A 9,694-nucleotide genomic window follows, 5' to 3' on the forward strand; every position below is an offset into this window, starting at 1 on the left:
CCGCGGACGATCGAGCCCTCCTCGCGGCCATCGCGTCCTACGGGGCCATCGCGCTCAACGGCCTCGCGCACCGAGGTGGCGCGGAGTCGGTGCTGGGTCGACTGATCTCGGCCACGTCCGAGCGCGATGCCGTCGAGATCCTCGAGCGTCTCGGCTGGGCTGCCGGGACCGCCGTGGTCCCCGTGGTGATCCGGTGCGACCCCGAGCTCGCCCTGACCAGTCAACGCAGCCTCGACAGCGTGACCCAGACCGTGGAGTCGGTGTTCACCGGGACGCGCGGACGCGCGATCCCGGCGACCACAGGGGTTGTCGGGGCCCTGCTGACGGTCCCCGCCGGACACGTCGATCCCGCGGCCCTCGCATCCGAGCTGCGGCACGACATCGCCGGAGCGTTGCGGGACAGGGGGCAGTCCGCCGGCGCGGCGATCGGCGTGGGGCGACCGGCCACCAGCGGGCTGGAGGTCGCGCAGGAGTTCCGATCAGCCGCCTGGGCGGCGACCTGGGCCGCCCTGAGCGAGGACGGGGTCAGGATCGCCCCCGGTGGCGACCAGCGCACGACGCAGCAGCTCTTCACGCTCGAGGTCGAGCTGGCGCCCGCGGTCGCCGAGCAGATCGACCGGATCGGGCGGGTCCAGGCCCACGACCTGCGCCACGGTACGGACCTGCTCGAGACGCTCGCGGTCTTCGTCCGCGAGCGCGGATCGATCCACCAGACCTCCGAGCAGCTGTTCATCCACCGCAACACCCTGCGGCAGCGCCTCACCAAGATCTCGACGCTCATGGAGCAGCCGATCGAGCGGGTGGAGGACTGGGTCCCGGTGGCGCTCGCGATCCGCGTGCTCCGCTCCCGCACGCCCTGAGCCCGCCGCCGTACCCACCTGTCGTCGCTCGACGCCGACGTCGTCGACCGTCGACGGCCACGTCCCGGTCCGGGGCGGGCGCAGGCGGTTCTGCACTGGTCCCCCCGCCGGGAGTCGACATTCTGCCCATCGTCGCCTCGGCCGCCGACGGGAAGAGTGGGGCACGTCGTAGCGCCGTCCGGAGCGCGGCGGGCCGTCGCGCCGGAACTCTGCCGGCAGCGTGGGCAGATTGACTCTTGACATAGGACAAACTTTGACCTACCTTGGCAGGCATACCAGCACCAGGGTCGATCGAGGAGGATGGTCGTGCCAGAGGACAGGTCCGCAGCCGCGGAGGCGGTGATTCGACTCCGGCTCGCTCCGAGCGATGCGCGCTACGCGGGAGGGCTGGTCGCCGGGTCGAAGGCGATGGAGATCTTCGCCGACCTCGAGACCGAGCTGTCTCTGCTCGAGGGCGGGGACGAAGGCCTGTGCGTCGCCTACAGCTCGGTGAACTTCCTGGCACCGCTCCGTGTGGGCGACTTCGTCGAGGGCAGGGCGCACGTCGTCGAGCGCGGCAACACCAGCCGCCTCGTCGAGGCGAGTCTCTACAAGGTCGCGAGCGTGGATGACCGCGGCAGGCTGATCCCCCAGGACGGGCCGATCCTCGCCGCCACGGCGGTCGCCACGATCGTGGTGGGTCGAGGGTTCGCCGGTCAGGAGAACTGACGTGGCCGGCGCCGCGAGCACCCTCGTCTCCTGGATCGGCGCTGTGGTCCGGGCCCACCCGAACGACCCCGCCGTGATCTACGAGGGTCAGACCTGGACGTACAAGGAGCTGTGGCAGCGCTCGGCCGTGATCGCCCGGGAGCTGCTGGCGTCGGGTGTCCGCCGGGGGGAGGCGGTCGGTCTGGTCGGTGCCAACGAGGCGGTCTACATCGCCACCTACTTCGGGATCATGCGCGCCGGGGCGACGGCGGTCCCCCTCAACGCCATGCTCGATGCCGCGTCGCTGCGCGACCAGCTCGTGATCGTCGAGGCCCGTACCGTCTTCGTGGGCCTCGTCGACGCGGAGGTCCGCGACGAGCTCTCCGAGTCCTTCCGGACCCTCCCGATGGGAGGATCGGGCGAGCCGTCGCCACGATCGTCCCTGCCGGCCCTGGGATCGAGCACGCCGTGCTCGATCATGATGACGAGCGGGTCGACCGGCAGGCCGAAGGGCGCGGTCCACTCCCAGGGGACGATGCTCCACGCCGCCATGCAGCTGGGATCGGTGTTCCCGTTCGGCTCGGGTCAGCGCGGTGTCGTGTTCCTCCCGCTGTACGCCTGCATCCCGGAGCAGGTCCTCCCGATGCTCTGCATGGGTGGTGCCCTGGAGATCCTGCCGCGCTTCGACATCGAGCGCGTGGCCGACGCGTGCTCGCGCGCGACGACCTTCGACGCGGTGCCCACGATCATGGGCCGGCTCATCGAGCATGCCCCGCTGGAGAAGCTGGCCAAGCTCGAATGGGTGCTGTTCGCCTCCGAGCCCATGCCGCCGGCGCTGCTCCACCGCTGGTGGGACGAGCTGCCCACGGTCGAGACCCACCAGTTCTACGGGATGACCGAGATCCTGCCGCTCACGGCGGCGCCTCATTGGATCCTGCGCGCCGAGCCGAGCACGGTGGGTCGGGCCTTCCCGACCACGAGGCTCGAGGTCCAGGCGGACGATGGCTCCGGCCACTCCGATGGGCAGGGCGAGCTCGTCGGGAGCAGCCCCGCTCGGCTCCTGAGCTACTACAACGACCAGGACGCCACGGCTCGCGCACTCTCCTCGGACGGCGCCTTCCACACCGGCGACCTCGGCCGCATCGGCGATGACGGGCTGGTCTATCTCACCGGCCGGCTCAAGGACGTCATCATCTCCGGCGGCATCAACATCGCCCCGGCGGAGATCGAGCACGTCGCCTGCAACCATCCCGACGTCCTGTCCGCGATCGTCGTCGGGATCCCCAGCGAGCGGTGGGGGGAGACTCCGGTGGTCGTCGCCGTCGCCAAGCCAGGTCGTCGGCTGACCGCGGACGACATCCTCGCCCACTGCCGGGACAACCTGTCCAGCTACAAGCGCCCCTCCGGTGCTGCCGTCGTCCCCACCATCCCGGTCACGGGGATCGGCAAGGCGGCCAAGTCGTCGGTCCGGCAGCAGATCATGGATGGGGTGATCCAGCTTGTTCGCGCCTGACGCCCTGCGCGCCATGGTGGAGGGCGGGAGAGCGGGCTCGTGGGGTCCGCTCGCCCGGGCCATCACCGTCGTCGAGAACAGCGCGCCGTGGGACGTGGTCATCCCGCGGGCCGAGAAGCCCGCGCACATCGTGGGGATCACCGGGCCACCGGGGGCGGGGAAGTCGACCCTGACGGGGGCTCTCATCGCGGAGTACGCCGACGCCGGATGTCGCGTCGCCGTGCTGGCGATCGACCCGTCGAGCCCCCTGAGCGGCGGGGCCGTTCTCGGTGATCGCCTGCGGATGGAGACCCACCTGAACGGTCGGCCCGACGTCTTCGTCCGGAGCCTCGCCAGCCGGGGGACGCACGGGGCCGTCGCCGGCTCCACCCGCAACATCGCGCGGCTCCTCGAGCTCTCCGGCCTGTTCGACGTCATCCTCATCGAGACCGTGGGGGCCGGCCAGACCGAGGTCGCGATCGTCGAGGTGGCCGACACGGTCGTCCTGGTCACGGTCCCCGGGCTGGGGGATGCCGTGCAGACGATCAAGGCAGGGCTCATGGAGGTGGCCGACATGTTCGTCGTGAACATGTCGGACCGCCCCGGAGCGGCGGAGACGGCGCGTCACCTGCGGCTCGCGGCCGGGCGCGGGAGCGCCGTGCTCCAGACGACGGCCCGCGACGGTGTCGGGGTCGACGAGGTCCGGCTCGCGCTGGACGCGCGCTGGGAGGAGCTCTCGCGGGACGCGCGGCTGGAGGAGCTCAGGGCACGCAAGTGGGGGACCGACGCGGCGCTGATCGCGGAGGCGTGGGTCGGGGCATGCGCGCACGCGCTGCCGATGGAAGACGGCCGAGGCATGGCTCAGACCGTGGACGACATCCTCAGGGATGCGTCGGAGCGGTGGCAGATTCAACGACAGGAGCGCAGTGATGACTGAGACCACCGACGCACGGGTCGAGGCGTGGAAGCGGGAGAACCTCGCTCGGGACTACGAACGGGTCCCACCGCGACGTGAGCGCTTCGAGACCTTGTCCGGGATCGAGGTCGACGACATCTACACGCCGGCATCGGTCAGCGGGTTCGACCCCGACCGGGATCTCGGCCTCCCCGGTCAGTACCCCTTCACCCGTGGTGTGCACGCCAGCATGTACCGCGGGCGCCCGTGGACCATCCGCCAGGTGGCCGGGTTCGGCCAGGCCGAGGACACGAACAACCGCTACAAGTACCTGCTCAAGACCGGTCAGACGGGGTTGTCGACGGACTTCGACCTGCCGACGCTGCTCGGCTACGACTCCGATCACGAGGTCTTCCGTCGCGAGGTCGGGAAGATCGGCGTCGCCGTCGACACCGTCGTCGACATGCATGCGCTGTTCGACGGGATCCCGTTGGACCAGATCTCGACGTCGATGACCATCAACCCGACCGCGGCGATCCTGCTCGCCATGTACCGGGTGGTCGGCGACGAGCGCGGGTACCCGGGCCATGTGCTCACCGGCACGACGCAGAACGACATCCTCAAGGAGTACACGGCTCAGAACGAGTTCATCTTCCCGCCCCTTCCCGCCGTGGAGCTCGTCGTGGACACGATGGAGTACGGGGCGGACGTCATGCCGCGCTTCAACCCGTTGAACGCCTGCGGGTATCACATCCGCGAAGCGGGCGCGACCGCGGTGGAGGAGGTGGGGCTGACCCTCAGCGCCGCCCTGTGCTACCTCGAGCACGCGGTGGCGCGCGGCATCGACGTGGACCGGCTGGCCCCGCGGGTCTCGTTCTTCTGGGACGTCCACAACAACTTCTTCGAGGAGGCGGCGAAGCTGCGGGCCGCTCGGCGGCTCTGGGCGCGTCTCATGCGGGAGCGGCTCAACTGCAAGGACCCGAAGTCGTGGCTGATGCGTGCCCACTGCCAGACCGCCGGGGTGTCGCTGACCGCTCAGCAGCCGTACAACAACGTGGCGCGGACTGCGCTCCAGGCGATGGCAGCCGTGCTGGGCGGGACGCAGTCCCTCCACACCAACTCCCTCGACGAGGCGCTGTCCATCCCGTCGGAGAGCGCGATCAAGATCGCGGTCCGGACGCAGCAGATCATCCTCCACGAGACGGGTGTCGCCGATGTCGTCGATCCCCTCGCCGGTTCCTACTTCGTCGAGGCGCTCACCACGCAGATCGAGGAGGAGGCCCTCGCGCTGATCGAGCGCATCGACGCGATGGGCGGGATGATCCAGGCCGTCGAGTCGGGGTACGCCGGTCAGCTCATCGCCGACTCGGCGTGGGAGCAGCAGGTCCGGCTCGAGAGCAACGAGCAGATCCAGGTGGGCGTGAACGACTTCGTGGACGAGGGCGAGCAGCAGCAGATCGAGATCGACCGTCCGATCCCGGGGGTCATGGAGCGCCAGATGCAGCGGCTCGCCGACGTCAAGCGCTCGCGCGAGCAGAAGCGCGTGACGGAGACGCTTCGCGCCATCGAGTCCGCCGCACCGAACCTGCACACCAACCTGATGCCGCTCATCGAGGACGCCGTGCGCGCTCGTGCCTCCGTCGGGGAGATCTCCGACGTCCTCCGGGGCACCTGGGGCCAGTACCAGCCCTCAACCGTCTTCTAGTCCAGCAACCGAGGAGATCACTGACATGGAAACCCCCTCTGGGACGAGGTCCGCCCCGCTCAAGGTCGTCGTGGCCAAGCCGGGCCTGGACGGGCACGACCGTGGCGCCAAGGTCGTGGCGCGGGCGCTGCGCGACGCCGGGATGGAGGTCGTCTACACCGGCATCTACCAGACCCCCGAGTCGATCATGCGCGCGGTCATCCAGGAGGACGCCGACGTCCTCGGTCTGTCGAGCCTCTCGGGCGCCCATCTCGAGTACGGCGAGGAGCTCGGCCGGCTCCTCAAGGAGAACGACAGGGCCGACGTGCTCTTCGTGGCCGGCGGGACGATCCCGCCCGAGGACGCGGCGGTGCTCAAGGAGCACGGCGTGCACGAGGTCTTCGGCCCCGGCACGCCGACCACGACCCTGGTCGAGTACGTGCGGCAGTACGCGCGGAACGTGTCCGCGATCCCCCGGGGGTAGTCGAGTGGTCACGCTGACGAGGATCTACACGCGGGCAGGGGACGGCGGGCAGACCCGGCTCGGCGACATGAGCCGGGTCAGCAAGCTGGACTCGCGTCTCCAGGCCTACGCCGATGTCGACGAGGCCAACAGCCACATCGGGCTCGCGATCTCCCTGGGGGGCCTCGGCGGCATGGAACCGGACGTCGCCGATGTGCTCCGCCAGATCCAGAACGAGCTGTTCGATGTCGGGGCGGACCTGTGCCGGCCCGTCGTCGAGGCGGACTCGGCGCCGCACCTCAGGATCGAGCCCGCCTACATCCAGCGGCTCGAACGGTGGTGCGACACGTTCAACGCACCCCTGCCGGAGCTGAGCTCCTTCGTCCTGCGGGGCGGCACGCCGGCCGGAGCCGCGATCCACGTCGCCTGCACGGTGACCCGGCGAGCCGAACGCTCGACGTGGGCGGCGATCGAGGAGCACGGATCAGGTGTGAACGTCCTTGCCGCGAGCTACCTGAACCGTCTCAGCGATCTGCTGTTCGTCCTGGCCCGGTACACGAACCGCCACCACGGAGATGTCCTGTGGGAGCCGGGACGAGCCCTGGACCTGTGAGGCGCCGGGTCCCGGTCGGCTCGGAGCCGCACCCGACCCGCTTCTCACCCACGGCCCCGACGGCGGGCTTCCGCAGCCGGATCACCTGGCCTGGGCCACCGCCGCGTGACACCATGCAGAAGGACCTGGGGACGAGGAGGTGAGGTCCCTGACGGCAGAGCCGGTGCTCGATGCGATGGCGAGGCCCGGTGCCGCGGACCTCACCGAGGTCGGGCGCGCCCTGGACCGGGCCGAGCGGCTCCGGTCCGCACTCGCGCAGCTGCTGACCGCTGTGGGGATGAACCTCGAGTTCTCCGAGTTCACGGGCCGTGCGGTGGAGATCGTCAGGGATGCGGTCGACGCCGATGGAGTCTTCCTGCACCTGTGGGACTCCGAGCGCCAGATGCTGGTCCTGACGGCCGCCACCGAGGGTGTCGCGAAGGGCTACCTCCATCGGATCGAGGCGCAGCTCGGGCAGGGGCTCAACGGGCTCGCCGCGCTCCGCCAGCAGCCCGTGGTCGTCAATGCGGCTCCTGCCGACGACCCGCACTTCCGCAGCTTCCCCGAGCTGAACGAGGGCGACTACCAGTCGACCGCCAAGCTGCCGCTGTTCCGCGCGGATCGGACTCTCGTCGGGGTGCTCTCGCTCAACGCCCGCACGCCGGGTCGGTTCGGGGACTCCCATCTGGCCGTGGCGACGGAGCTGGCGGGACTGTTCGCGGGACTGATCGACTCCGCGTCGACCGGCGGCGCGGTGGCCCGCCGTGCCCGCATGCTCGACACGCTCACCGAGCTCACCGCCTCCCTGGCATCCGCGGGTCCGGCGTACGAGGTGCTCGGCAGCGTGACCAATGCGGCCGTGTCCGCCATGGATGCCGACCTGTCCGTCCTGGTGCTCCCCGACCCGGAGACCGGTGAGCTCGCGGTGCGCTCCGTCGCCCCGTTCAGGTCGGACGTCCTGGACGAGCTGGCGGCGCTGGGGGTTCGTCCAGGCATGTCGGTGCCGCATGCCGAGGCGAGGTCGTCGCAGCTGCAGGGGTACCTGAAAGGCGACCTCGTCGACCGATTCGGCTTCATGGAGTCTGCGGCCCTCGCCCCCGGTGACGACAGCGCGGGGTTCCTCGCCTGCTACCGGCGCCGCAGGTTCTGCTCGGAGGATCTCCATCTGCTGTCCGTGATGGCTCATCACGTCGGCCTGGCGCTCATGGACCCGTCCACGCGCTGGGACGGACGTGACCAGTCCTGTCGCGTCGTGTTCGAGCGTCTCGCCCGCGGAGTCTTCGATGACGAGACCGCGTCCCTGGCGAGCGGCATGGGTCTTGATCCGGCCAAGCCGCTGGTGCTGCTACGTGGCCGGCTGGCCGCGTCGGCCACGCCGCGTCGCGACGCCTCGCCCCCGGACATCAGCCGTGCTGTCGAGTCCGTCATGTCGATGATCGTCAGCTTCTACCCCGGGTCCCTGACCTACGTGGCCCTCAATCAGATCTACGGACTCATCGAGGTCGCTGACAGCGATGGAGACCGCAGGCTGCTCAAGCGCCTGGGCGAGCTCTCGGATCGCGCCGGTCAGAGGGGCGTCGTGCTCGAGGCGGGTGTGAGCGGTGTCGTGCCTCACGCGGTCGACATCCCGCGGGCCTTCCGCGAGTCCAACGACGCGCTGGTGATCGGGGCGAAGGTCGGCGGATCGCGGGTCAATCATTACGAGGACCTCGCCGGCTCCATGCACCTGTATCGGGTGGCCGTCGACCCGGCCTTCGATCACGACCCGACGGTCTCCCAGCTCCTCCACCTGCTGGAGCACGACCGGAGACGCGGTACCCGGCTGCTTCCGACGCTCGACGTCTACCTGTCGTCGCGAGGAAACGGCAGCCACGCGGCAGAGGTGCTCGGAATCCATCGGAACACCCTGCGTCAACGTCTCGAACGGATCACCGCGATCACGGGACTCGACCTCGATTCGGCCGACGACTGGCTCCCGCTCCAGCTCGCCGTGCGGATCGTGGCCATCCGGCGATCCGCGGCTCAGTCCTGATCCACCCCGGGTGCTGCCGGGTCGGGGGTCACCCCTCGTTCCGCCCGCTCTTCGCGAGCCGCAGCTCCCTGACGACGTCGGCGACCATGTGGACCGATGCGTGATCGAGGATGTTGCCGAACTCCACCACGCGCACGCGTCCCTCGAGCTGGCGGCGCAGCTCAGGCATCTCGCTCGGAACGACGACGAGGTCCACCCCCTGAAGATCCTCGTCGGAGGTGCCGCGCAGCACCGAGATGTTCGAGAAGCCAGACTGGGTGAGCGAGTCCCGGATGCTGACCGCCTGCTCCTCGGTCGAGTAGCAGATGCCCACCGACCGGCTCCGGGGCACCTGGGAGATCTGGACGAGCGTCTGCACGTGGGGTCCCACGACGAGTCCTACGACCTCGGTCCTCGGCCGACGCATCATCTTGCGCACCTCGGCGAGATGGAAGAACGTCGTCAGGACGAGATCCGGGCTCTCGTCGGCCGGCTCGAAGGCTCCCAGCACGAGCGGTCGCACCGGAGTGCCGACGTGCGCCTCGATCTCGCTCGCGAAGTACTTGGCCCGGTCGCTGTTGCACTCGACGAAGACGATCTCCAGGTTCCCCGCGTGCGCCCGGGCGGCGAAGGATACCGCGAGCGAGTGCACCTCGGCGGCGGCCAGTCCGAGCGCCATGCTCTCCGCCACCGCCGACTCCAGCAGGGCTGCCGCGCGGTCGCCGTCGACCGAGGATGGCTGCGTCCGGTCACCACTGACGACGACCATGCCGTTGCGGCCCTTGGACTCGAGCAGACCCGTGTCTCTGAGCTCTGCGTAGGCGTGGGCGACGGTGTTCCGGTTGATGTGGAGTTGTCGGCCAGCAGGCGTGCGCTGGGGAGCCGCTCACCCTCCTTGAGCTGGCCCATCTCGATCATGAACGCGAGCTGCGACACGATCTGGCGGTAGACAGGCAGGTCGGAGTGGTGCGTCACGAAGATGCTGTTGGCAAGGTGGATGCCGTCCTCCA

Annotated in this window: 9 protein-coding genes; 8 read left to right on the plus strand and 1 reads right to left on the minus strand. The window is 69.8% G+C overall.

Annotated features, from left to right (window positions below; all coding sequences use genetic code 11):
- From ACFQGU_RS03710 to ACFQGU_RS03745, 8 genes are all read left to right on the plus strand, one after another.
- On the plus strand, positions 1-860 hold an 860-nt coding region (locus ACFQGU_RS03710), incomplete at its 5' end, for a PucR family transcriptional regulator (protein WP_386764016.1).
- A 306-nt stretch (positions 861-1,166) separates the two neighbouring features.
- Positions 1,167-1,568 carry a PaaI family thioesterase gene (locus tag ACFQGU_RS03715; RefSeq protein WP_386764017.1) on the plus strand — a complete coding sequence of 134 codons (402 nt, stop codon included), beginning with the start codon at positions 1,167-1,169 and terminating at the stop codon, positions 1,566-1,568.
- Position 1,569: 1 nt separating this feature from the next.
- Positions 1,570-3,060 (plus strand): class I adenylate-forming enzyme family protein, encoded by a 1,491-nt coding sequence (locus tag ACFQGU_RS03720; protein WP_386764018.1) that lies wholly within the window; start codon positions 1,570-1,572, stop codon positions 3,058-3,060.
- Positions 3,047-3,976: an ArgK/MeaB family GTPase gene (locus tag ACFQGU_RS03725; protein ID WP_386764019.1), complete on the plus strand. Its 930-nt coding sequence runs from the start codon at positions 3,047-3,049 to the stop codon at positions 3,974-3,976. Before ACFQGU_RS03720 ends, ACFQGU_RS03725 begins: the two co-directional genes overlap by 14 nt.
- Positions 3,969-5,639, plus strand: coding sequence for an acyl-CoA mutase large subunit family protein (locus ACFQGU_RS03730; RefSeq protein WP_386764020.1), 1,671 nt, complete (start codon positions 3,969-3,971; stop codon positions 5,637-5,639). Before ACFQGU_RS03725 ends, ACFQGU_RS03730 begins: the two co-directional genes overlap by 8 nt.
- A gap of 25 nt (positions 5,640-5,664) precedes the next feature.
- Positions 5,665-6,102 carry a cobalamin B12-binding domain-containing protein gene (locus ACFQGU_RS03735; protein ID WP_386764021.1) on the plus strand — a complete coding sequence of 146 codons (438 nt, stop codon included), beginning with the start codon at positions 5,665-5,667 and terminating at the stop codon, positions 6,100-6,102.
- 4 nt (positions 6,103-6,106) lie between these two features.
- Positions 6,107-6,694 carry a cob(I)yrinic acid a,c-diamide adenosyltransferase gene (locus ACFQGU_RS03740; protein ID WP_386764022.1) on the plus strand — a complete coding sequence of 196 codons (588 nt, stop codon included), beginning with the start codon at positions 6,107-6,109 and terminating at the stop codon, positions 6,692-6,694.
- 139 nt (positions 6,695-6,833) lie between these two features.
- Positions 6,834-8,705: a helix-turn-helix domain-containing protein gene (locus ACFQGU_RS03745; protein ID WP_386764023.1), complete on the plus strand. Its 1,872-nt coding sequence runs from the start codon at positions 6,834-6,836 to the stop codon at positions 8,703-8,705.
- Between the two features lie 28 nt (positions 8,706-8,733).
- Here the strand turns inward: ACFQGU_RS03745 and ACFQGU_RS03750 are convergent, their stop codons facing one another.
- Complete coding sequence (locus ACFQGU_RS03750) at positions 8,734-9,453, minus strand: GntR family transcriptional regulator (protein ID WP_386764024.1); 720 nt, start codon at positions 9,451-9,453, stop codon at positions 8,734-8,736.
- Positions 9,454-9,694: the final 241 nt, after the last annotated feature.

This window comes from Longivirga aurantiaca, assembly GCF_042660085.1.
Lineage (GTDB): Bacteria > Actinomycetota > Actinomycetes > S36-B12 > CAIYMF01 > Longivirga > Longivirga aurantiaca.